Source organism: Arthrobacter sp. BGA-UO-ETr-C19, assembly GCF_059568005.1.
In genome coordinates this window covers 655,218-677,631 of record NZ_JCAQPC010000024.1, presented here as the reverse complement: position 1 = coordinate 677,631, position 22,414 = coordinate 655,218, and the positions used below count along the sequence as shown (strand labels likewise).

At 64.5% G+C, this 22,414-nt stretch carries 24 protein-coding genes; 17 read left to right on the top strand and 7 right to left on the bottom strand.

Going from position 1 to position 22,414, the window contains the following annotated elements:
• Positions 1-46 precede the first annotated feature (46 nt).
• The 4 genes from AC57BR_RS22085 to AC57BR_RS22070 form a co-directional block, all read right to left on the bottom strand.
• The gene (locus AC57BR_RS22085) at positions 47-1,576 is read right to left on the bottom strand and encodes an NAD(P)H-hydrate epimerase (protein WP_496364470.1); all 1,530 of its coding nucleotides are present in this window, start codon (positions 1,574-1,576) and stop codon (positions 47-49) included.
• 22 nt (positions 1,577-1,598) lie between these two features.
• A complete protein-coding gene (locus AC57BR_RS22080) occupies positions 1,599-1,946 on the bottom strand; it encodes a holo-ACP synthase (RefSeq protein WP_307104244.1) in 348 nt (115 codons plus the stop codon).
• A 4-nt stretch (positions 1,947-1,950) separates the two neighbouring features.
• Positions 1,951-3,843: a glutamine--fructose-6-phosphate transaminase (isomerizing) gene (gene glmS, locus AC57BR_RS22075; protein ID WP_496364469.1), complete on the bottom strand. Its 1,893-nt coding sequence runs from the start codon at positions 3,841-3,843 to the stop codon at positions 1,951-1,953.
• A 92-nt stretch (positions 3,844-3,935) separates the two neighbouring features.
• The gene (locus AC57BR_RS22070; RefSeq protein WP_496364467.1) at positions 3,936-4,559 is read right to left on the bottom strand and encodes a signal peptidase I; all 624 of its coding nucleotides are present in this window, start codon (positions 4,557-4,559) and stop codon (positions 3,936-3,938) included.
• Positions 4,560-4,706: 147 nt separating this feature from the next.
• Between AC57BR_RS22070 and coaA the strand changes: the two genes are divergently transcribed.
• The 3 genes from coaA (at position 4,707) to mscL (ending at position 7,162) form a co-directional block, all read left to right on the top strand.
• Positions 4,707-5,672, top strand: coding sequence for a type I pantothenate kinase (gene coaA, locus AC57BR_RS22065; protein WP_496364465.1), 966 nt, complete (start codon positions 4,707-4,709; stop codon positions 5,670-5,672).
• Positions 5,673-5,677: 5 nt separating this feature from the next.
• Positions 5,678-6,667 carry a M15 family metallopeptidase gene (locus AC57BR_RS22060; protein WP_496364463.1) on the top strand — a complete coding sequence of 330 codons (990 nt, stop codon included), beginning with the start codon at positions 5,678-5,680 and terminating at the stop codon, positions 6,665-6,667.
• A gap of 87 nt (positions 6,668-6,754) precedes the next feature.
• Positions 6,755-7,162, top strand: a complete 408-nt coding sequence (gene mscL / locus AC57BR_RS22055) for a large conductance mechanosensitive channel protein MscL (RefSeq protein ID WP_496364461.1) — start codon at positions 6,755-6,757, stop codon at positions 7,160-7,162.
• Between the two features lie 124 nt (positions 7,163-7,286).
• On the opposite strand, the gene glmM is transcribed toward mscL, so the two are convergent.
• The 3 genes from glmM to rplM form a co-directional block, all read right to left on the bottom strand.
• On the bottom strand, positions 7,287-8,645 hold the full coding sequence (gene glmM, locus AC57BR_RS22050) for a phosphoglucosamine mutase (protein WP_496364459.1): 1,359 nt from the start codon (positions 8,643-8,645) through the stop codon (positions 7,287-7,289).
• 308 nt (positions 8,646-8,953) lie between these two features.
• Positions 8,954-9,460, bottom strand: a complete 507-nt coding sequence (gene rpsI / locus AC57BR_RS22045) for a 30S ribosomal protein S9 (RefSeq protein WP_003805350.1) — start codon at positions 9,458-9,460, stop codon at positions 8,954-8,956.
• A gap of 36 nt (positions 9,461-9,496) precedes the next feature.
• Complete coding sequence (gene rplM / locus AC57BR_RS22040; protein ID WP_003805351.1) at positions 9,497-9,940, bottom strand: 50S ribosomal protein L13; 444 nt, start codon at positions 9,938-9,940, stop codon at positions 9,497-9,499.
• Between the two features lie 304 nt (positions 9,941-10,244).
• Between rplM and AC57BR_RS22035 the strand changes: the two genes are divergently transcribed.
• The 14 genes from AC57BR_RS22035 (at position 10,245) to AC57BR_RS21970 (ending at position 22,311) form a co-directional block, all read left to right on the top strand.
• Positions 10,245-10,922, top strand: a complete 678-nt coding sequence (locus AC57BR_RS22035; protein ID WP_496364457.1) for a prepilin peptidase — start codon at positions 10,245-10,247, stop codon at positions 10,920-10,922.
• A 271-nt stretch (positions 10,923-11,193) separates the two neighbouring features.
• Positions 11,194-11,400: a Flp family type IVb pilin gene (locus AC57BR_RS22030; RefSeq protein ID WP_496364455.1), complete on the top strand. Its 207-nt coding sequence runs from the start codon at positions 11,194-11,196 to the stop codon at positions 11,398-11,400.
• A gap of 143 nt (positions 11,401-11,543) precedes the next feature.
• The gene (locus AC57BR_RS22025; protein ID WP_496364453.1) at positions 11,544-11,906 is read left to right on the top strand and encodes a TadE family protein; all 363 of its coding nucleotides are present in this window, start codon (positions 11,544-11,546) and stop codon (positions 11,904-11,906) included.
• Entirely contained in the window at positions 11,894-12,904 is a 1,011-nt protein-coding gene (locus AC57BR_RS22020; protein ID WP_496364451.1) for a TadE/TadG family type IV pilus assembly protein, read from the top strand. Before AC57BR_RS22025 ends, AC57BR_RS22020 begins: the two co-directional genes overlap by 13 nt.
• Before the next feature lie 49 nt (positions 12,905-12,953).
• Positions 12,954-13,721 (top strand): Flp pilus assembly protein CpaB, encoded by a 768-nt coding sequence (gene cpaB / locus AC57BR_RS22015; protein WP_496364449.1) that lies wholly within the window; start codon positions 12,954-12,956, stop codon positions 13,719-13,721.
• On the top strand, positions 13,718-14,923 hold the full coding sequence (locus tag AC57BR_RS22010) for a CpaE/TadZ family protein (protein WP_496364447.1): 1,206 nt from the start codon (positions 13,718-13,720) through the stop codon (positions 14,921-14,923). The genes cpaB (AC57BR_RS22015) and AC57BR_RS22010 overlap by 4 nt, the downstream gene beginning before the upstream one ends.
• Positions 14,920-16,410, top strand: coding sequence for a TadA family conjugal transfer-associated ATPase (locus AC57BR_RS22005; RefSeq protein WP_496364445.1), 1,491 nt, complete (start codon positions 14,920-14,922; stop codon positions 16,408-16,410). The genes AC57BR_RS22010 and AC57BR_RS22005 overlap by 4 nt, the downstream gene beginning before the upstream one ends.
• Entirely contained in the window at positions 16,407-17,357 is a 951-nt protein-coding gene (locus AC57BR_RS22000) for a type II secretion system F family protein (protein WP_496364443.1), read from the top strand. The genes AC57BR_RS22005 and AC57BR_RS22000 overlap by 4 nt, the downstream gene beginning before the upstream one ends.
• 16 nt (positions 17,358-17,373) lie before the next feature.
• On the top strand, positions 17,374-18,252 hold the full coding sequence (locus AC57BR_RS21995; RefSeq protein WP_496364441.1) for a type II secretion system F family protein: 879 nt from the start codon (positions 17,374-17,376) through the stop codon (positions 18,250-18,252).
• A gap of 326 nt (positions 18,253-18,578) precedes the next feature.
• Complete coding sequence (locus tag AC57BR_RS21990; RefSeq protein WP_496364439.1) at positions 18,579-18,806, top strand: Flp family type IVb pilin; 228 nt, start codon at positions 18,579-18,581, stop codon at positions 18,804-18,806.
• 100 nt (positions 18,807-18,906) lie between these two features.
• The gene (locus tag AC57BR_RS21985; RefSeq protein ID WP_496364437.1) at positions 18,907-19,281 is read left to right on the top strand and encodes a TadE/TadG family type IV pilus assembly protein; all 375 of its coding nucleotides are present in this window, start codon (positions 18,907-18,909) and stop codon (positions 19,279-19,281) included.
• The gene (locus AC57BR_RS21980) at positions 19,269-20,288 is read left to right on the top strand and encodes a pilus assembly protein TadG-related protein (protein WP_496364435.1); all 1,020 of its coding nucleotides are present in this window, start codon (positions 19,269-19,271) and stop codon (positions 20,286-20,288) included. The genes AC57BR_RS21985 and AC57BR_RS21980 overlap by 13 nt, the downstream gene beginning before the upstream one ends.
• Positions 20,289-20,344: 56 nt before the next feature.
• Positions 20,345-21,121, top strand: coding sequence for a Flp pilus assembly protein CpaB (gene cpaB, locus AC57BR_RS21975; protein WP_496364433.1), 777 nt, complete (start codon positions 20,345-20,347; stop codon positions 21,119-21,121).
• A complete protein-coding gene (locus AC57BR_RS21970; protein WP_496364432.1) occupies positions 21,118-22,311 on the top strand; it encodes a CpaE/TadZ family protein in 1,194 nt (397 codons plus the stop codon). The genes cpaB (AC57BR_RS21975) and AC57BR_RS21970 overlap by 4 nt, the downstream gene beginning before the upstream one ends.
• Positions 22,312-22,414 lie beyond the last annotated feature (103 nt).

Below are 22,414 nucleotides of genomic sequence, written 5' to 3'. Positions count from 1 at the left end.
TTGGTCTTACCGTAGCGGGTGGGTGTGACTATTACGCGACCCACCACTAATTACTAAGCGTGCTGACTTTACCCCATATTTCGGGTAGGGCGTCGCAAATCCGCCCCGCTGTCAGCGGGCCGCCGGCTGCAGCCGCCGCTCCGGAGAGGCCGTGCAGGCTCGCCCCCATGGCGGCAATGGCCGCCCAGCGTTCGTCCGGATCGATGCCCCTCTCCCGGAAGCGTCCGACGTCGGACCCCACCTGGGCGAGCAGCGCGCCGATGGTTCCGGCCAGCACATCACCGCTTCCGGCGGTGGCCAGCCAGGGCGTTCCCTCGGACTGGCTGTAGAAATCCTGGTACGGCGACGCCACCAGCGTGCTGGCGCCCTTCAGCAGCACTGTGGCCTCGGTCAGGCCGGCGGCGCGGCGCACGGCAGCGAGGGTGGAGGCTTCGACGGCCTCGCGGTCCAGGTCGGCGCCGAGTCGCTGCAACAGGGTAGCCAGCTCCCCGGCATGCGGCGTCAGCACCACCTGCGGGGCCAGCACGTCCGGCAGCACGGGCAGGGCGCCGGCGTCGGCCACGGTGGGCAGGCCGGAGTCGACGGCGTCGCGGACGCGCTGCATCTCGTCCTCGTCCTTGCCGTCCATCCCGGAACCCACCAGCCAGGCCTGGACATGGGTCTCTGCCACGGTGCCGGTGCTGCAGACCACCTCGGGGCAGCTGTGGCGGATAAGGTCGGCGACCTCCGGCGGCCCGACGTAGCGGACCATCCCGACGCCCGCGGAGAGCGCCCCGCGGCAGGCGAGCACGGCGGCGCCGGGGTAGGCCGGGGATCCGGCCACCACTCCGAGGACGCCCCGCGAATACTTGTGCGCGCGCCGTGCAGGCCGCGGGAGGAGGGCTGCCAGGTCGGCGGCCTCCAGGCGGCGCAGGGCGGGCCACGGGAGTGAGTCCTCAATGCCGATCGGGACCACCACCACCCGGCCGGCGAAATCCGCGCCCGGGTCCGCCAGCAGACCGGCCTTGGCCCCGCCGAACGTGACGGTGATGTCGGCGGGCAGCACGGGGCCGCCGGCCTCGCCGGTGTCCGCATCAACGCCGCTGGGCACGTCGCAGGCAACCACGAGGCCGTAGGACCCTTCCGCCAGCCGCTGCACGAGTTCCGCCGAGGCTCCCCGGAGTCCGCCCTGGGCGCCGGTTCCGAGCAGTGCGTCAATTACGACGTCGGCCCGGCCGGCCAGCGCTGCCAGCTCGCCGGCGTTCGCGTCAGTCAGCGTCAGCACCCGCCCGCCGGCACGCCGAAAGGCGGCCAGACCGTCCGGGTGGGCCGTGTCAGAGGCGAGGACCGCCGTCGTCCGCATTCCCCGTCCGGCGAGGTGCGCGGCGGCGAAGAGGCCGTCGCCGCCGTTGTTGCCCTTGCCGGCCAGGACGGTGACGCTGGAGCCGTACAGGCGGCGCCCGCGGCTGCGCAGTTCCGAGATGGCGGCGCCGGCCATGCCGCGGGCCGCCCGCTGCATGAGAACAGCGCCCATACCTGAATCCAGCAGGGGCTTTTCAGCTTCCCTGATCTGGGTTCCGGTATAGGCGCTGATCATTTGGTCAGTCCGTACGGGGTGGTCAGCCCTCGGCCAGGACGGTGGCCGTGGCAATGCCCCCGTCGTGGCTCATGGACAGGTGCCACCGTTTGACGCCCTTGGCCTCGGCCACAGCGAGCACCGTTCCCTTGACCTGGATCGTGGGGCCGTTCTGGTCCAGCCCGATCCAGCAGTCCTGCCAGTTCATGCCGGCCGGCGCGCCCAGGACCTTGGCCACGGCTTCCTTGGCGGCAAACCGCGCCGCCAGGGAGCGGGTGTTCAGGTCCCGTTCGGCCGGCACAAACAGCCGGTCCCGCAACCCGGGGGTGCGCTCCAGCTGCCGTCCGAAGCGCTCGATGTCCACGACGTCTACGCCGATGCCAACAATCATGGGCTTACTCTACTGTGACGCTCTTGGCGAGGTTGCGCGGCTGGTCCACGTCGTAGCCCTTGGCTCCGGCCAGTTCGGCAGCAAAAATCTGCAGCGGAACCGTGGTGAGCAGCGGCATCAGCAGCGTCGGGGTTTCCGGGACGTAGAACACGTGCTCGGCGTAATCCCGGACCGACTCGTCGCCTTCCTCAGCGATCACCAGGGTACGGGCACCGCGGGCACGGACTTCCTGGATGTTGGACACCACCTTGGAGTGCAGCGAGTCGCGGCCGCGCGGGGACGGGACCACCACGAACACGGGCTGGCCTTCGTCGATCAGCGCGATCGGGCCGTGCTTGAGCTCACCGGCAGCGAAGCCCTCGGCGTGGATGTACGCGATTTCCTTGAGCTTCAAAGCACCCTCAAGGGCAACCGGGTAGCCCACGTGGCGGCCCAGGAACAGCACGGACTTCTCGTCCTTCATGCTCCGTGCAAGCTCACGCAAGGGGCCCGCGTTGTCCAGGATCTTCTGGATCTTGGCCGGGATCTTACCCAGGTCCGCGAGGACGTCCTTGATCTGGCCGGAGAAGATGTTCCCGCGCAGCTGCGCCAGGTACAGGCCCAGCAGGTACGCCGCGGTGATCTGGGCCAGGAACGCCTTCGTGGAGGCAACGGCGATCTCCGGCCCGGCGTGCGTGTACAGCACGGCGTCGGACTCACGCGGAATGGTCGAACCGTTCGTGTTGCAGATGGAGATGGTCTTGGCACCCTGTTCCCGGGCGTACCGGACCGCCATCAGCGTATCCATCGTCTCGCCGGACTGGCTGATGGACACCACCAGGGTGTTCGCATCCACGATCGGGTCCCGATAACGGAACTCATGCGCGAGCTCCACCTCCGTGGGGATCCGGCACCAGTTCTCGATCGCGTACTTGGCCACCAGGCCCGCGTACGCTGCCGTGCCGCACGCCAGGACGATAATCTTGTCCACCTGCTTGAGCAGCGCCGGATCGATGCGCAGCTCATCCAGGGTCAGCTTGCCGTTCAGGTCCGAACGGCCCAGCAAGGTCTGCGCCACGGCGTCGGGCTGGTCATGGATTTCCTTCTCCATGAACGAGGAGAAGCCACCCTTTTCCGCCGAAGCCGGGTCCCAGTCCACGTGGTACTCCTTGCCCTGCGCCGGGGCGCCGAAGAAGTCCGTGATCTCCACCGTGTCAGCGGTGATCGTCACGATCTGGTCCTGGCCCAGCTCCACCGCGCGGCGGGTGTAGTCGATGAACCCGGACACGTCCGAGCCCAGGAAGTTCTCGCCCTCGCCCAGGCCCACCACCAGCGGGGAGTTCCGGCGGGCCGCGACCACCACGTCAGGCTGGTCAGCGTGCACCGCGAGCAGCGTAAACGCACCCTCCAGCCGCTGGCACGCCAGCTCCATCGCCCGGGTCAGGCCGCCGTCCGAGACGTCCCCGCCCAGCTTGTTCCGGAAAATGTCGCCCAGCAGCGCCGCGGCCACCTCGGTGTCTGTCTCCGACGCGAAGACCACACCCTTGGCCAGCAGCTCCTGCTTCAGCTCAGCAAAGTTTTCAATGATGCCGTTGTGGATCACCGCGAGCTTCCCGCCATCAGACAGATGCGGGTGCGCGTTCTGATCCGTCGGGCCACCATGCGTGGCCCACCGCGTGTGCCCGATGCCGGTCAGCGATTCCGGCAACGGCCGCTCCTCCAGTTCGGCGAGCAGGTTGCTCAGCTTTCCGGACTTCTTCCGCGAGGAAATCTCCCCGTTAGCCACCACCGCAACACCGGCCGAGTCATACCCCCGGTACTCCAGGCGGCGCAGCCCCTCAAGAACAACATCCAACGCGCCGTGCCCGGCATCAGCCCGGCCCGACGTACGGCCAACATAACCCACGATTCCACACATGGGTATAAGCCTAACCGGCTTTGCGGAGAACCGACGTCGGATGACATCCTCCAGCGCCCCATCCTGCAGGCGTCGTCATCCTGCCCGCTAGGTTACGCTTCCCGTCGCCGCCGGCGGACGCCCAGGACGATGAGCAGCACACACTGGCCGATGAGGCCGGCCACTGCCAGCATCATCCAGAGGTCCCGGTCCGCGTCGCCGAGGGCGCTGGTGAGATAGCCAACCAGCGGGATGGCATATAGCGGCCTCCCCGTAATCTGGCGGGCGCGGACAGGCTCCGGATCGTTGGCGTTGGTGTTGTCGCCCCTGGTGATCAGGGTTCTTTCACCGTCCTGCATGGCGCCGAAGCCCACAATCCGGTGGGCGCGGACCTCTGGACTGTCCGGGGCAGGCTGGTAGGTGACGATGTCGCCGAACTTCAGCTGGCTCAAGGCCGTGGGTTTCACCACGAGGAACGTGCCGGCGGAATATGTCGGCGCCATGGAGTTTGTGGGCACGGTGTAGGTCCGGGACCCGGTGGCCTGGGGGATGACCACGAGGCCCAGGGCAGCGAAGAGGAGGAACATGAGGACCGCGAAGTTGGCCCAGAGCCTGGCGGCGGCAAACCGTTTCCGGCGGCGAATTTCGAGGATGCGGGTGGCCGCTCCCCCGCCGCGTCTGCCGCCAAAGTCGCGGCCGGTCCGCTGCGGCACCCGCGGTGTGACTGCCTTTCCCATGTTGAGACCCTTCAAAATCTGCTGCGGTTCTCCTTATTTACTGAACAGTCCCGCAGCAGGCTCAGGAATCGGTAACGCGTAGGGTCAAGATTCACTCAAGAATGGCTGCATTTCGCTCTCGGCGCCGGGAGGGGCAGAATCTCTAGGGTGACTTTGCAACGCAACGAAGCGAACGGAGAGGGTGTTTCCCCGTTCGTGGAGCTGGACCGGCATACCTGGTCCCGGCTTTCGGCCCAGATGGAGCAGCCCCTTAATGAAGAGGACGTGCTGCGCCTTCGCGGTCTTGGTGACCCCCTGGACATCAGCGAGGTGCGCGAGGTCTACCTTCCCCTGTCGCGGCTGTTGCATCTGTACGTGGAAGCCGCCGGCCAGCTGCATGCGGCCACCACAACGTTCCTTGGCGAGCAGACCCAGCGCACCCCGTTCGTGATCGGCGTCGCCGGTTCCGTGGCCGTGGGCAAGTCAACCATCGCGCGTGTTCTCCGCGAGATGCTGCGGCGCTGGCCGGGCACGCCGAATGTCGAGCTCATCACCACCGACGGTTTCCTGTATCCCCTGGCCGAACTCAAGCGGCGGCAGCTGCTCGACCGCAAGGGTTTCCCGGAGTCTTATGACCGCCGCGCGCTGCTGCGCTTCGTGAGCGAGATCAAGGGCGGCGCCGAGGAGGTGCGGGCACCCTGGTACTCGCACGTCACCTATGACATCGTCCCCGGCAAGGAAGTGGTGGTCCGGCGTCCGGACGTCCTCATTGTCGAAGGCCTGAACGTGCTCGCTCCCGCGCGGCCGCGGCATGACGGCCGCCAGGGGCTGGCGCTGAGCGACTTCTTCGACTTTTCCATCTATGTGGATGCCAAGACGTCATATATCGAGGAATGGTACGTGGACCGGTTCCGCAAACTCCGTACCACCGCCTTCGCGCAGCCGGAGTCATACTTCCACCGCTATGCCACGCTGTCCGACTCCGAGGCTGAAGCGACCGCCCGTGACATCTGGAAGCGCATCAATGAGCCGAACCTGGAAGAGAACGTGCTGCCCACCCGCGGACGGGCGCAGCTTGTGCTCACCAAGGAAGCGGACCATTCCGTCCGCAGGATGCTGCTGAGGAAGGTCTAGCACAAATGTGCTGCAACTGCGCTCCAGATCCTTCCGCCCACCCCGAGCCCGGACCACTCCCCACCCGCCGTGCGGTGGCGCGGCTGCTGATGACCGGCGCAGGCTTGTCCGCCCTCGCCGCCTGCACCCCGGGCCCTGCACCGGAAGCTTCCCGAACCGGTTCGCCCGCCTCGGGAACGGCGTCTTCCAGTACTTCAGGCAAGGCCTCACAGCTTCCGTCTGGGTCCGCGACCGGCTCCGCGTCCGCCGGCAGCTCTGCCAAGGCGTCCGTCACGGCGTCTCCGGCGGCCTCCGCTGCGCCGTCGGCCAGCGCGACTGCAAAGTCGCCGTCCGCGACTGCGACGACGACGGCGGCGGCAGCCCCGCCGTCGGCCGCTTCCCGCCTGTCCAAGCAGTACTCGCTGACCGCCCCCGCGAGCCCCTGGGTGATCGTCAATAAGCACCGCCCGCTCAAGCCGGCCAACTACGTTCCGGCGGATCTGGTCCAGCCGCGCGTGGCCCTCGCCGTCGCCGGCGAGGCATCCCAGCTGAACAGCACGACGGCGGCTGCCGCAGAACGGATGTTCGCCGCGGCAGCGGCGGACGGCGTCACCATGACGCTGGCAAGTGGCTACCGGTCCTACGCGACGCAGACCGCCACATACAACGGCTGGGTGAGCTCACAGGGGCGGGCCGCAGCGGACACCGCCTCGGCTCGGCCAGGCTATTCCGAACACCAGACAGGCTGGTCGTTCGACATCGGCGACGGCGGCGGCGCCTGCAGCTTCCAGCCCTGCTTCGCAGAGCAGCCGGCCGCCGTCTGGGCCAAGGCAAACGCGCACCGCTTCGGCTTCGTGGTTCGGTATCCGTGGATGCAGCACACCATCACCGGATACTTCTACGAATCGTGGCACCTGCGGTACGTCGGGGTGGAGGCGGCCACGGACATGCGCAAGCGCGGCATCGCCACCCTGGAGCAGTACTTCGGCCTCGCTGCCGCCCCCGGCTACCGCTGACGCGGCTGCGCTTTTGGACGGGCGCTGTTACCTGCGCGCCGTAGGCCGGTCAACGTCCCGTAACCGGGGTGCGGTAGTTTGGTTGGCATGCTTAGTGGATTCAAAAAGTTCATTCTCAAGGGAAACGTCATTGACCTGGCCGTGGCGGTGGTCATCGGATCAGCGTTCAGCGCCGTGGTGGATGCCCTGGTCAAGAGCGTCCTGATGCCGCTGATCTCGTTGCTGGTGGGAGAGCCGAACTTTGACAATTTCCTGGCGTTCGGCGACGTCCGGTTTGGTGTGCTGCTCACCGCCGTGGTCAATTTCCTGCTGGTTGCCTCCGCGCTCTACTTCGTCATCGTCGCCCCGATGAACCGGCTGATCGAGCACCGCAACCGCAAGCTGGGCATCGGGCAGGACACGAAGAAGGAAGCAGCCGAGGATCCGCAGATAGCCCTGCTGAAGGAAATCCGCGACGCCCTGCAGACGCAGAACCAGGACCAGGCGGCCAAATAGCCGTAGCAGACCAGCCCCAAAGTCCGGCCGCACCAAAAAGCCGGTAGCTAGCTTCAAAAGCGAAAAAGCAGCCCGCCTCCGTCATGGAGCCGGGCTGCTTTCTGCCGTGCAGTTGGCCGCGTAATCAGTCGACGAGTTGCAGTGCCAGCTGGGTCTTCACAACCTGGGCGAGGCGTTCGGCGATGACTTGGGCCGTCTGCTGGTCGCCGGCCTCCACCATGACGCGCACAACGGGCTCCGTGCCGGAGGGGCGCAGGAGCACGCGGCCGGTGTCGCCCAGTTCGGCTTCGGCCGCCTTGACGGCTGCGGCCAGGGTGTCGTCACCGCTGACGCGGCTCCGGTCCACGTCCTTCACGTTGATGAGGACCTGGGGCAGCTTGGTCATGATCGTGGCGAGCTCCTTGAGCGGGCGGCCCGTCAGGGCCACCTGTGCTGCCAGCTGCAGGCCGGTCAGCACGCCATCGCCGGTGGTGGCGTAGTCGGCGAGGATCACGTGGCCGGACTGTTCGCCGCCCAGGTTGTAACCGCCGTCGCGCATTTGCTCCAGAACGTACCGGTCCCCCACACCCGTTTCGCGGATGGCGATGCCCGCGTCGCGGAGGGCAATCTTGAGGCCGAGGTTGCTCATCACGGTGGCCACCAGGACGTTGTCGGTGAGCTTGCCGGCTTTCTTGAGGGCGACGGCGAGGATGGCCATGATCTGGTCGCCGTCCACCTCGTTACCTTCGTGGTCCACGGCCAGGCAGCGGTCGGCGTCGCCGTCGTGGGCAATGCCGAGGTCGGCGCCGTGTTCCACCACGGCCGCCTTGAGCGGGCCGAGGTGCGTGGAGCCCACGCCCTCGTTGATGTTCAGGCCGTCCGGTTCGGCGCCGATAACGACGACGTCAGCGCCGGCGTCCTTGAAGACCTGGGGGGAACAGCCGCTGGCGGCACCGTGAGCGCAGTCGAGGACCACCTTGAGGCCGTTGAGGTTGTGCGGAAGGGTTCCCAGGAGGTGGACGATGTAGCGGTCCTCGGCGTCGGAGAATCGCTGGATGCGGCCCACCTCGCCGCCGACCGGGCGGACGGGCTCCTTGCCCATCTGGGCCTCGATGGCGTCCTCCACCTCGTCGGGGAGCTTCTGGCCGCCGCGGGCGAAGAACTTGATCCCGTTGTCCGGCGCCGGATTGTGCGAGGCGGAGATCATGACGCCGAAGTCAGCGTTCAGGTCTGCCACGAGGTAGGCGGCGGCCGGAGTGGGCAGGACGCCGGCGTCGTAGACGTCGATGCCGGAGCTGGAGAGCCCGGCTTCCACGGCTGCGGCGATGAACTCGCCGCTTGCGCGGGGATCCCTCGCCACCACGGCGCGCGGCCGCGAACCTTCGCTGGTGCGTTCATGGCCAAGCACGACGGCGGCGGCCTGGGCCAGCTGCATTGCGAGCTCGGCAGTCAGCAGGCCATTCGCCAGGCCCCGGACACCGTCTGTTCCAAATAATGTAGACATCGGGGTCAAGTTTAGACGATCTGGGTCCGTCTCCCGGCCCCGGGCAACGGTCACTGCACCGCGCGTCGGCGTTTGTCCTGTTCAGAGCTTCATGGCTGCGCGTCACATGCGGTTCGTTGGCCCAAACCCTTGTTCGTCGGCGGGCCTTAACGGCAGAAGCCCGCCCCGCCAACCGGCGGAACGGGCTTCTGAAAGCGCCTGACGGCGCTTCGCAAGCGGATTTAGCGCTTGTGGAGCCGAGCGCTAAAAAGCGCCGAGGGCCCCAGGATGAGGTCGCGCCAGCGGCCATATCCTGGGAAGGCGCCTTTTTAGCGCTTGGAGTACTGCTGAGCCTTGCGGGCCTTCTTGAGACCGGCCTTCTTACGCTCGATGACGCGGGCGTCACGGGTGAGGTAGCCGGCCTTCTTCAGGGTGGCGCGGTTGTTCTCGACGTCGATCTCGTTCAGCGAACGGGCGATGCCGAGACGCAGTGCACCGGCCTGGCCGGAAGGGCCACCGCCGTGGATGCGGGCGATGACGTCGTAGGCACCTTCGAGATCCAGGATCTTGAAGGGCTCGTTGACGTCCTGCTGGTGCAGCTTGTTCGGGAAGTAGTTATCCAGCTCGCGGCCGTTGATGGTCCACTTGCCGGAGCCCGGCACAACGCGAACGCGTGCAACGGCTTCCTTGCGGCGGCCAACAGCTGCGCCGGCAACGGTCAGTGCCGGGCGCTCCTTCTTCGGGGCAGCTTCAGCAGCGCCGCTTTCCGAGGTGTAGCTGGTCAGGTTTTCCTCAGCCTCAACGGCTTCGGTGGTCAGTTCATCGTTCTGAGCCACGGTTCTCCTTGTAGATAAAAGTGTTGGTGGCCAGGACTACTGGGCGACCTGGGTGATTTCGAAAGTCTTGGGCTGCTGGGCTGCGTGGGGGTGCTCGGCGCCACGGTAGACCTTCAGCTTGCTCAGCTGCTGGGCAGCGAGGGAGTTCTTCGGGAGCATGCCCTTGATGGCCTTCTCAACGGCGCGGACCGGGTTGGACTCAAGCAGTTCCGCGTAGTTGACGGAGGTCAGGCCGCCCGGGTAACCGGAGTGGCGGTATGCGCGCTTCTGCTCCAGCTTGGCGCCGGTGAGGGCAACCTTTTCAGCGTTGATGATGATGACGAAGTCGCCCATGTCCATGTGGGACGCAAAGGTCGGCTTGTGCTTTCCGCGCAGCAGTGTTGCGGTCTGGCTGGCAAGACGACCCAGGACAACGTCGGTGGCGTCAATGACGTGCCACTGGCGGTTGATATCGCCGGGCTTCGGGGTGTACGTACGCACGGTGTTTGCCTCGTTCTTGTTCTGGCGTTCTTGTTTTAGGCGTCACGCGGGGTGCGCCTACTATCTATGCGCGACCGGAACAGAGGTGAGGGCTCTATGGACCAGTTATCCCCTAGTCCCGAAAATGCCCGTTGGGTAGCGACCCTGCAACTGGATCCCCAAGCGGGCACGCATCATCGAGAAAGGACACGCACAACGACTACCAAGAATAGCGCGAACCGGAGGCCCGGGTCAAAATGGGGTATCCGGTGGCGGGGGCTTGGGGTCCTGCGCCAGCGCCGGGCCCTTCCATCCAGGAGTCCATGTGTCGTCAGCAGGTATCGCCGCCAGTGCCGTGCCGTTCTTTGCCGTGGCCATTGGACTCCTTGGCATTCTAGTGAGCCCGCTTGCTGAGTTCCTCATCGCGCGCACCCTTCCCCGCCTCGGTGGATTGCCGGGTGTACGGACAAGAATTACGACGGCGGCACTCACCGGAGTGCTCTGCGGCGCCCTTGCGCTGAGGTTCGGAATGGAGTGGTCACTGCCGGCTTTTCTGCTGCTGGCCGTCCTCGGCGTGCAGCTGGCCCGCATTGACCTGGCTCATCATTTGCTGCCGAATCCCCTTGTGCTGACGCTGCTGGTGGCCGGCCTGGCACTCCTTCTTCTGGGTAGCTTTCTGGCCAGCTCCGCCGCGGCAGAGTGGGCCGAACTGCTTCGCGCGGCGGCAGGTGCCGCCGTCCTGTTCGTTGTTTTCCTGATTTTGGCCCTGATTTCGCCAAACGGCATCGGCATGGGGGACGTTAAGCTTGCCGCTCCGGTGGGCCTTTACCTGGGTTACTTGGGCTGGAGCCAGCTGTTCTATGGCGGGGCGCTGGGCTTTGTGATGGGCGGGATTTTATCCGTCGTTTTGATTAGGCTAAAACGCGCCAATTTGCGCTCGGAAGTGGCTTTTGGCCCGTCGATGCTGGCCGCCGCCCTGGGGACTGTATTACTGGCATCCTAAAAACCGGTATTGCGGGTGAAACGTTGAATATCCTACTCGCCCCATTGATGTCCCAATACGCGTCCAAGTAGCCCAGTGCTTGTAATTTTCCTAACCTGAGTACCTGCTTGCGGGGAATACTTATACCGCCGCAGGAAAAGTCGGGTAGAGCTACGCATTGTTGCAGCCTCGGTTCAGGTGGATTCTTTAGCTATCGATTAGCCAGCCCTTTCGCGGTATGGGGGAGGTTGGAATTCGATGCATTTATTCCACCAACTTTAAGGAAATTACAATGACTACTCTCATGGTCTCCGTTCTTGCCTTCGTGTCCGGAATCAAGGACCGGCTGACATCCGAAAAAGGCGCCACCGCAACCGAATATTCACTGCTCGTGGCCTTCATCGCGTTCATCATCGTTGCCGGCGTCACAACGTTCGGCAACGGTCTCAGCGCTTGGTTCGCGGAGCTCGGCGGACACGTCGCAGCCTGGTCCAACTAGCGGCGACCAAGCAGTTTCTCAACTCCCCCGGCGTGCCGCGTCCGCCCCAGCGGACGCGGCACGCTTCCCAATCCAGCTGTCCCTATTCGCGGAGGGGTCCAGTGAAACGTAGATATTCATACTCCATCAGGGGAAAACACGCAGTGAGTGACCGCGGCGCAGTTGCCGTGGAATTTGCCCTCGTGGCACCCATCCTTCTGGCCCTGGTGGCGGGCATTGTCGAGTTCTCCCACGCCTATAACCTCCAGATATCCGTTACCCAGGCGGCCAGGGAGGCAGCCAGAGAAATGGCCATCGAGGACGACCAGGGTGCAGCAGCCCTCGCCGCGGCCGCCGGCGCGCCCGGGCTTAGCACCGGCGACTTCGAGTATTCGTTCAGCCCGGCCGCCTGCGCCGATGGCGACAACATGACTGTCACCATCACGTACCCCGCGGCCACCATGACGGGGATCTTCGGCAGCTCCGTCACTGTGACCGGAGTAGGAGCCATGAGATGCGGCGGTTAATTCGACGCCGCACGGACAGTGAGCGTGGCGCAGCGGGCGTGCTAGTGGCTGTGATGATGCTTGTTCTCATCGGTGCTGGCGCCCTCGCAGTGGACGTGGGCCAGATCTATGCCGAGCGGGCGCAACTCCAGAACGCCGCCGATGCAGGCGCGATTGCGGTAGCCCAAGCCTGCCATGCCACGGGCTGTGCCCAGGCGGAGGCCGAAGCGATCGCGGAACCACTCGCGAACGGTAATTCCAACGACGGACAGTCCAACGTGTCGGAGGTTGACTTGTCCGTAGCAGACCAGGTCACCGTCAGAACCACCACTCAGAACGGCAGCAACAGCTTCCTTAGCAAGCTGTTCGCGGCCGTCCTGAACGCGCCGCCGGCCTCTGTGGGGGCCTTCGCAGTAGCCTCGGCCGAACCGCCCTCAGGCGGCAAAGGCTTCCCTCTGGCGATTTCGGACAACTGCTTTAACCTCTCGGAAGCAAGTCCGACCGGGCAGGTCCAGAAGATCTCCTACAAGCCGGGTGGAACCTGCACGGGGCCTTCAGGCACGCAGATTCCTGGTGGATGGGGCTGGCTTGACCAGAGTTCACCGTGTGAGGCAACCACCGAAACCGGCACGAACCAGATTGGATCGGATCCGGGCAACAATCCTCCGTCCGGATGCGCCGCCATCCTCGATGGCTGGAAGACCACCATCCTTGCCGGCGGGGAGGTCAAGGTCGCCTTCCCCATCTTCGACGACGCCACAAACCAGGGACAAAACGGCCAGTTCCACATCATTGGCTATGCGACGTTCAAGATCTGGGGCTGGAAGTTCGGCAACAACCACAACTACGAATTCCGCAACACAGCAACTGATCCTGGCATGAACGCTTCGCTGGCCTGTTCGGCAGGCAACAACCGCTGCATTATCGGTCAGTTCGTCAAATTCGAGTCTATTGACGCCTTTGGGAGTTCGGGTGAAGGAGCGGATTTGGGAACCGTGAACATCAAGCTCATCGATTAAAGGCAACGCACAAGACAATCGAAATAGACATTTCTTTAAGGGGAAACCAGTGAAAGCTCGTTTAGTGGGAGGTATTGCCGCGCTTTTGGTGGCAATTATCGGGACAGTTCTTTTGGTCAATTACGTGCAGAATGCGGACAAGCGCGCCTTGGCGGACACTGAAACTGAATCCGTCTACGTGGTGGAGAAAACCATCTCGGCCGGCACCGGTATCGATAAGGCTGCCGGCGCCGTCGTCCGCAAAGAAGTACCCAAACTGGCCGTAGCCGCCGGCGCCGTGACCGATCTGAACCAGGTCGGCCAGAAGGTCGCCTCCGTGGACCTGATGCCGGGCGAGCAGCTCCTCAGCACCCGTATGGTGGACGCCAATTCCATCCTCGGGCCGGCCCGAGTACCGGTTCCCGCGGGCATGCAGGAGATCACCCTGAAGCTTCCCATCGAACGCGTGGTTGGCGGCACCCTGGCAGCAGGCGACACCGTTGGCGTCTTCCTCTCCGTGGACGACGCCGCTGCAAAGTCGGGCCAAACCCAGCTGACCTTTCACAAGGTTCTGGTCACGGCGGCCCAGTTCAGCAACGGCAGCACCGCAAAATCCCAAGACACCGTGGCGGAAGAGGATACATCGAAAGGTTCCCTCAACTCGAAGAAGTCCTCTAACTCGGACGACACCTACCTCATTACAGTGGCCCGCAACTCCTCCGACGCTGAGCGGGTTATTTTCGCCACCGAGTTCGGAAGCGTCTACCTCTCGAAGGAGCCGGCGACCGCGGTGGAGGGCACATCCGGCGTAGTGAACACCGGAAGGCTGTTCCGATGAGCCGCTTCATCCTCATCACCCCTGAAGCCGAGTTCGAACGCCGCATGCAGCTGGCAGTGTCCGGCATGCACGGCTCGCTGCGGGTGTTCCAGGCGGACTACCTTCCGGAGAGTCCGCAGGACTTCCTCCGGCAGCTCGTGGGCGAACCGCCGGAGGTGCTGATCCTCGGACCGGGCCTGCCCGTTGACGGCTCCCTGAAACTGGCATCGGTCATGGATCTGCAGTATCCCGAAATCAGCGTTGTCCTGGTGGTGCCTGAAACCAAGGAAGTAGTCCTCCAGGCAATGCGTTCGGGAGTCCGTGACCTCCTCGACCCGGCCGCCGACCCCGACGCCATCCGCGTCCTGCTGGAGCGGGCCAGCCTCGCGGCCGCGGGCCGCCGTCGTGGTTTGGCCCCAGGGGCGTCCGAGCACGCCGACCATGGCGACGGCGGACGGGTCATCGCCGTCATGTCCCCCAAAGGCGGGGTCGGCAAGACCACGGTGGCAACCAATCTCGCCGTCGGCCTTGGTAAGGCTGCCCCCATGAGCGTGGTGATCGTGGATCTGGACCTGCAGTTCGGCGATGTTGCCAGCGGCCTGATGCTGGATCCGGAACACACCATCACCGATGCCGTGGTGGGCGCCGCCAGCCAGGACTCCATGGTCCTGAAGGCATACCTCACCGTCCACCCCGCCGGAATTTACGCCCTCTGCGCGCCGCGGAACCCCATTGACATGGACAGGATCTCCGGCGAACAGGTCAGCCGGCTCCTGAACCAGCTGCGCGAGGAGTTCCACTACATCGTGGTGGACACGGCACCGGGCCTGGGTGAACACGTCCTGGCGACGCTGGAGCAGGCCACGGATGCCGTCTGGATCTGCGGCATGGATATTCCCAGCATTCGCGGCCTCAGGACGGGGTTCCAGATCCTGACCGAGCTCGGACTGCTGCCGGAGAAACGGCATGTAGTGCTGAATATGACGGACCGTCGGGCCGGCCTCACGCTGCAGGACATCGAGGCCACCATCGGCTCCCCCGTCGACGTTGCGCTCCCCCGTTCCAAGACGCTGCCCTTCTCCACCAACAAGGGAGTGCCCATCCTCCAGGACGGCAGCCGGGACGCGGCCGCCAAAGGGCTCCGCCAACTGGTGGAGCGCTTCAAACCGAACTGGGAAGAAAGACCCCATAAGAAGCTGCACAGAAGGGCGGTAGTCCAGTGAACCTCACAGACCGGTTCCAGAACCTCCGGGGCGAGCCCAAGCCTGACCCCGGGAAGCCACAGCCCGCAGACGTCTTCAAGCCCAAACCAACGGCCGCCACCCTTGGCAAGAAGCACGAGGAGCAGGCCGCGGGCTCGGCTGCGAGCGCCACGGCAGCACTGGAAATGCCAGCCGCCGCCTCCGTTCCCAGCGAAGCACTGAATGCCCTTAAGGAGCGGGCAACACAGACGCTTTTTGAACGGCTGGGTTCACGGCTTACCGACTCCACGCTCGAGGACGAGGAACTCCATCAGTTTGTCCGGGACGAACTGAAGATCGTCGTCGACGAGGAGCAGGTTCCACTGTCCGGCCCCGAGAGGCAGCGGCTCATCCGGGACATCATCGACGACGTCCTGGGCCACGGTCCCATCCAGCGGTTCCTCGATGACCCCTCCATTACGGAAGTCATGGTCAACCGCTACGATCAGGTCTACGTGGAACGCCAGGGCCGCATCTTGCCCACGGACACGAAGTTCAGCTCGGATGACGCGCTGCGCCGGGTGATCGACCGCATCGTGTCCAAGGTGGGCCGCCGCATCGACGAATCCTCCCCACTGGTGGACGCCAGGCTCGCGGACGGCTCGCGCGTCAACGCCATCATTCCGCCGCTGGCCGTCAACGGGCCGGCCCTGACCATCCGAAAGTTTGGCCGGGAAGCTCTGACAGTCCATGACCTGGTGTCCCTGGGAAGCCTCTCCCCCGAGATGGCCGAGCTCCTGCACGCCTGCGTCATGGCCCGCATGAACATCATTGTTTCCGGCGGCACCGGCACCGGCAAGACCACGCTCCTGAACGTGTTGTCGGGGTTCATCCCGCCGGAGGACAGGATCGTGACCATCGAGGACGCCGTCGAGCTCCAGCTCCAGCAGGAGCACGTCATCCGGCTCGAAAGCCGCCCGCAGAACATCGAGGGCAGAGGTGAGGTATCCATCCGGGATTTGGTCCGGAACTCGCTGCGCATGCGGCCCGACAGAATTGTGGTGGGTGAGGTCCGCGGCGGCGAATGCCTCGACATGCTGCAGGCCATGAATACGGGCCACGACGGTTCCATCTCCACCGTGCACGCCAATTCGCCGCGGGACGCCATTGCCAGGCTCGAGACGCTGGTACTGATGGCAGGAATGGACATTCCGCTTCGTGCCGTGCGCGAACAGCTGGCCTCCGCCGTCAACCTGGTGGTGCACATCACCAGGATGCGTGACGGCTCGCGCCGGGTCACCCACATTACCGAGGTGCAGGGCATGGAGGGCGACATCGTCACACTCCAGGATGCCTTCGTGTTTGACTACTCGGCCGGCATGGACGCCAACGGCCGCTTCCTCGGGAAACCGGTGCCGACAGGCGTCCGGCCACGCTTTACGGAACGTTTTGCCGAGCTCGGCATCGAGATCTCGCCGGCCGTGTTCGGAGCTTCCCTCATCGGCGTTGCGCCGGCAAGGGGGCGGTGACAGTGGCGGGCGACTCAGGCGTTTTCGTGCTGGCGCTGGTGCTCCTCTACCTCGCCATCTTCCTGGTCTTCGGCGTGGCCCTCAGGCCGAACTCGGGCCTTCCGATGTCCCGCCGCCGGCCTGATGTCCCAGTCCAGACCTCTCAGCTGACCCGGCTGACCGACCAGGCCGTGGGCGCGCTGAACAAAGGCCTCAAGAAGCGCGGAACGGGCCTGCTCACCCAGGACCGGCTGGATGAGTGCGGGCTCAAGAAGGAACCGGGCGATTACCTGATCATGGCGGGCATCATCACGCTGACGGCCGCCGTCGTCGGCTTTTTCCTTGGCGGCATTTTCGCCGCTGTCCTCCTGGCTCTGCTGACCCCGCTGGGACTGCACCTGCTGCTGAACGCCCTGGCGGCCCACCGCCGTCGGCAGTTTGACCAGCAGGTGCCGGATACGCTGCAGATGTTCTCGGGCGGCCTGCGGGCCGGCCACAGCCTGCTCCGGGCGGTGGATGCGGCCGGGCAGGAAAGCCAGCCGCCGATGTCCGAGGAGCTCGGCCGGATCGTCAACGAGACCAGAATTGGCCGGGACCTCGGCGAGTCACTGGCTGACGTGGCCAGGCGCACCCAGAGCGAGGACTTCCTCTCCATCTCACAGGCCATCGAGATTCACCGGGAGGTTGGCGGTGACCTGGCGGAGGTGCTGGACCATCTTGGCGCCACCGTCCGCGACCGCAATCAGGTCCGCGGCCAGATCCGGGCCCTGAGCGCTGAAGGCCGGATATCGGCGATCGTGCTCATGGCTCTCCCCATAGTGATGTTCGTTGGCCTCACAACGTTCAACGACCTCTACTCCCGGGTCTTCACGGCCACCCTGCCGGGCTACCTCATGATCGCCGCGGCAGTCGTGCTTCTCACCGCAGGCGGCTTCTGGCTCAGCCGGATCATCAAACCCAAGTTCTAGAAAGAAGGTGGTCACCATGCAGCCTGTGGCTTATGCAGCGATTCTGGCAGTAATCGCACCTGTGGCGGTCATGACGTGGTTCGTCTTCACCGGCGACCGGGCAGGGCTCCGCAACATCCAGGCAAACCTCGGACGTGTCTCCAGGGCCAAGGGGCCGGCGCTCAGCGTCAGCGAGAAGCTGACCCTGGTCAGCCAGCGCATCATGCCGAAGGGCTACGTCGCTTGGCTGGACAGGCAGCTCGCGGGCGCCGGCCGGCCCAAAGACTGGCCGTTGGCCCGGCTCATCATGGTTAAGCCGCTGCTTGCCTTCGGGGGCGCAGTCGCCGGGTACCTGTTCTTTGCCGGCGGCCCGTCGGCGCAGCGGTTCCTCATCATGGTCGGGCTGACGGCGCTCTGCTACTTCACACCGGACCTGCTGGTGCGCAACCGTGCACAGAAGCGGCGGCAAGCCATTCGCCTGGAGCTGCCGGTCGCCCTGGACCACATGCTCATTTCGGTCCAGGCAGGCCTCGGGTTCGAAGCGGCGATGGGGCGCGCCGGCACCAGCGGCAAGGGCCCGATGGCAGAGGAGCTGATCCGGACCCTCCAGGACATCCAGGTGGGCCGGTCGCGGAAAGACGCCTACCTCGCCATGGCGGAGCGGATTGATGTGCCGGACGTCCGCAGCTTCATCCGGGCCGTGGTCCAGGCGGACGCATACGGCGTTGCCATCGCCGGCGTTCTGAAAACCCAGGCGGAAGATATGCGCATCAAGCGGAAGCAGCGGGCCGAGGAGCACGCCATGAAGATGCCCGTGAAGATGCTGTTCCCGCTGATCTTCTTCATCCTTCCGACGCTGTTCATTGTGGTCCTGGGCCCGACGGTGATGAGCATCATTTCGCTGTTCACAGGGTAGTTCTCTGGCAGGGTTTGCCGGCCGGCTTTATTGAATCCGTCCGTTGAATGGACGACGGCGGCTCTCGGCCAAGTGCCGGAGAGGCGCCCCTTGGACTGGACCCCTCGGGCTTCCCCCCTGCTCGAGGGGTCCTTCCATGTGCGCTTCCTGCTGGGAAAATGGCGCGAAAATGCAAGGTTGGCTCAATGCTCGCGCAGGAAACGCGCAGGTTCGTCAGGGTTCGCTCAGGATGCTGCAAAGAACCCACTTGAGGCGGATTTCCGTTGCTAGCTTTTTTACAGAGCTGGTGATGGACCAGCTTTCCAACACTCGCTCAGGAGTAAAAAATGCTTGCTTTCTACACCAACATCTCCGCCCGCCTCCACCGCGATGAGAAGGGCGCAACCGCCGTCGAATACGGCATCATGGTGGCCCTCATCGCCGTTGTGATTATCGTTGCCGTTACCCTGCTTGGCGGCAATCTCACCAACATGTTCGGTGAGATTGCGTGCGAGAAGCTGCAGACGCCGGCGGGCGTGTGGAACGCGACGACTCACGTTTGCGCAGCGCCGTAATCACCTAATCACAGGACTCCCACTTTCGGAGTGTGGTGGCGGCCAACTGCCGCCACCACACCCTTGACTCCCCCCATCGATTTCAGCGGAAGGCCACATCGTGTCCAAGTCCAATGAACGCGGTGCGGTCGCAGTTGAATTTGCTCTTCTGGCTCCAGTTCTGATTTTGATCCTGCTCGGCATCATGGAGTTCGGGCGAGCGTACAACGCCCAGGCCACGCTCACAAATGCCGCCCGCGAAGGCGTCCGTGCTATGGCCATCAACAACACTCAAGCCTCCGCCAGGACGGCTGCAAAGGCTGCCGCAACGCAGCTAAGCCCAGCGCTAGTAGACGGCAACATTGCGTTCAGTGCTGTCAGTTGCACCGTGGGTTCACAAATGACTGTCACCGTCAGTTACAACCTCAGTACGATGACCGGCATCGCTGGCCCGTTTGCCCTTAAAGGGAAAGGAACCATGCTGTGCGGCGGCTAACGGTTTCTGACGACGGCGAGCGTGGCGGAATCGCGGTCATCGTCGCCATTCTGATGGTGGTGATGTTGGGTTTCGCCGCCTTGGCCATCGACGTCGCAAGGCTTTATTCGGAACGAGCGCAACTGCAGAACGCCTCCGACGCCGCCGTCCTTATGATGGCGCAGAAATGCGCTAAAAATGTCAACGACACCGACTGTTCCGCTACGTCCCCGATGGCTGCTGACCTGGCAAACAAGAACGCCATCGACAATCTCAGCAACGTCAAGTCAATAGTGCTCGATAAGATCAACCGGACGGTCACTGTGGCCGCCGGCGCCAAGGAAGTTGGCGGCTCCGCGAACAAAGTCTCGCTGTTCTTCGCCGGAGTTCTGGGAATCCCCAGCGCCGAGGTGAGCGCCAGCTCCAGCGTGCGGTGGGGCAGCCCGGTGGAAGGAAGCATTATCTTTCCACTGGCGTTCTCCATTTGCCAGGTTTCGGGCATGGTGGACGGCGCCGCACAGCTACTTCAGAACCACTCGGCTGACGCGAACGCCGATTGTCCGCTTGGACCAGCAGGCAAGACCGTGCCCGGCGGCTTCGGCTGGACCGCGCAGAACACAGGCCAATGCGGCGGCTTCGTGAACCTGGCCATCAACCAAAGCGGCAGCGCCACCGGCAACGACGGGCCGTCCAACTGCGACGCCATTTTGAACGGCTGGGCCAGTGAAATTACCGCAGGACGCCCGGTCATCGTCCTGCTTCCCGTCTACGACGACGTGACCGGAACAGGCTCGGGGGCCAGCTACCACCTGAACAGCTTCGTCGCCTTCAATGTCCAGGGCTGGGCCTTCAGCGGCTCGGACAAGCTCCCCCTGGTCTACAACAACGCGGCAACCCCAGCCCTTAAATGCCAAGGCAACTGCCGCGGCATCATCGGCAAGTTCGTCAAATACGTCTCCCTGGCCGATGGCTACAAACTCGGGCCGGTCAGCCCCAACGGCGCAACCGTCGTCGAACTGACCAGTTAGTTCCCTGCAGCGCAGCTGTTCTGCAGTTTATTGCTACAAGTTCTCAGGAGCAGTTCGTGAAGTCTCGGTTGTTGGCAGGCGCGGCAGCGGTAGTGCTCGCCCTCGTGGGCGCCATGCTGGTTATCTCCTACGCTCAGGGGGCAGACCAGCGTGCCGTCAAAGACCTCGAGCCTGTGGACGTACTGGTCGTCAAGACGGTGATTCCCGCTGGCACCCCTGTTGAATCCATGGCGGCTTCCCTCGCCACCGAACAGGTACCGTCATCGGCCGTGACCGGGTCATCGCTGAAATCGCTGGACTCGTCCAAGGGCAAGGTTGCCGCAGTGGATCTGGTTCCCGGCGAGCAGCTGGTTTCCGAACGTTTAGTTGCGCCCGAAGACGTCAAAGCCTCCGGATCTGTACAAATCCCGGCCGGCCTTCAGGAAGTCTCCTTCCAGCTCGAGCCAGACCGCGTGGTCGGCGGACGGCTGGCTCCCGGTGACCACGTCGGAGTTTTCGTCAACCTGGAAAAGGGCGGACTGGATGGCAAATTGGACGCCGAAACGACCAAACTGACGGTTCGCAAGGCCCTCGTAACTGCTGTGCAGCGCGCGCCCGAGCCTGCAGCCACAGCGCAGCCGGCGCCGACGGCGAGCGCCGATCCAAACGCTGCCGATCCACAGGACACCACCCTCCCGACCGGCTCCCTCATGCTGACCGTCGCCGTCAACGATGTGGATGCGGCGAAGATTGTCTTCGCTGCCGAATACGCCAAGATGTGGCTCAGCAAGGAACCCAGCAATGCCAAGGACAGCGGTCCCCGGATCATTCAGCGGAGTGAGGTATACAAATGAGCCGCTTCGTCCTGATCACTCCCAACGCGGACTTTGACGGCCGCCTGCGGCAGGCCGTGGCCGGCGGCCTCCAGGGTGGCGTTCAGACCTTCCTCACCAACATCCTGCCCGCAGGTCCCTACGACCTCTTTGCCCAGCTGAACCAGGAACAGCCGGAGGTCCTTATACTCGGCCCGGACCTGCCCATCGAAGAGGCACTGCGCCTGGCTACGGTGCTCGACGTGCAGGTTCCGAACCTGATGGTGCTCCTGGTCAGCGAACCGGACCCGACCTTGATTCTGCAGGCAATGCGGGCCGGCGTCCGCGACGTCCTCAGCCCCTCCGCCGATCCCGCTCACCTGAGGGTGCTGCTGGAGCGCGCCTGCCAGTCCTTTGCCAACCGGCACCGGCCCGACCAGCAAGGCCACGTGGAAAACCACAAGGGAGCTGTTATCGGGGTCTTCTCCCCCAAGGGCGGCGTGGGCAAGACGACCATTGCCACCAATCTGGCCGTGGGGCTGGGAAAGCTGGCACCCATGAGCGTGGTACTTGTGGACCTGGACCTACAGTTCGGCGACGTGGCATCCGGCCTATACCTGAATCCCGAGCACACCGTCACTGACGCTGTCTCTCCTGCTGCCAGCCAGGACACCCTGGTGCTGAAGGCCTTCCTCACCGTTCACCCTGCCAGTATCTACGCGCTGTGTGCGCCCGTTAGCCCTGTCGAGGCCGATTTCATCATGCCGGAGCAGATCACGCGTCTGCTCGAGCAGTTGGCTGAGGAGTTCCAGTACGTCGTAGTGGACACAGCGCCTGGCCTGCCGGAAATCGGGCTGGCCGCGATGGAGGCCTGCACGGACATCGTCTGGGTCAGCGCGATGGACATCCCCAGCGTCCGTGGCCTCCGTTCGGGTATGGACATCCTGCGCCAGTTGGAGATTCTGCCGGAAGGCCGGCACGTTGTCTTGAACATGGCCGACTCCAAGTGCGGCCTCACCGTGCAAGACATCGAATCCACCATTGGAGCTCCCGTGGACGTTAGCGTTCCCCGTTCCCGGGCCGTGGCCCTGTCCACCAACCGTGGCATGCCCGTTCTCCTGGATGCCAGGAAGGATCCAGCCGCCAAAGGCCTCGGTCAGCTCGTCGACCGGCTGGCTCCGGCCGCTGGCGCGAAAGAGCAGCGGAACAGCCACCGGCGGGTGGTGGTCTAGGTGAAGCTCTCCGAACGGATCCAGGCCGCACAGCTCAAGTCCGAAGTTCCCGGTGCCCCGCTGCATGTTCCGCCTGCGCCGACGCATGCGCCGGCGCAGGTTG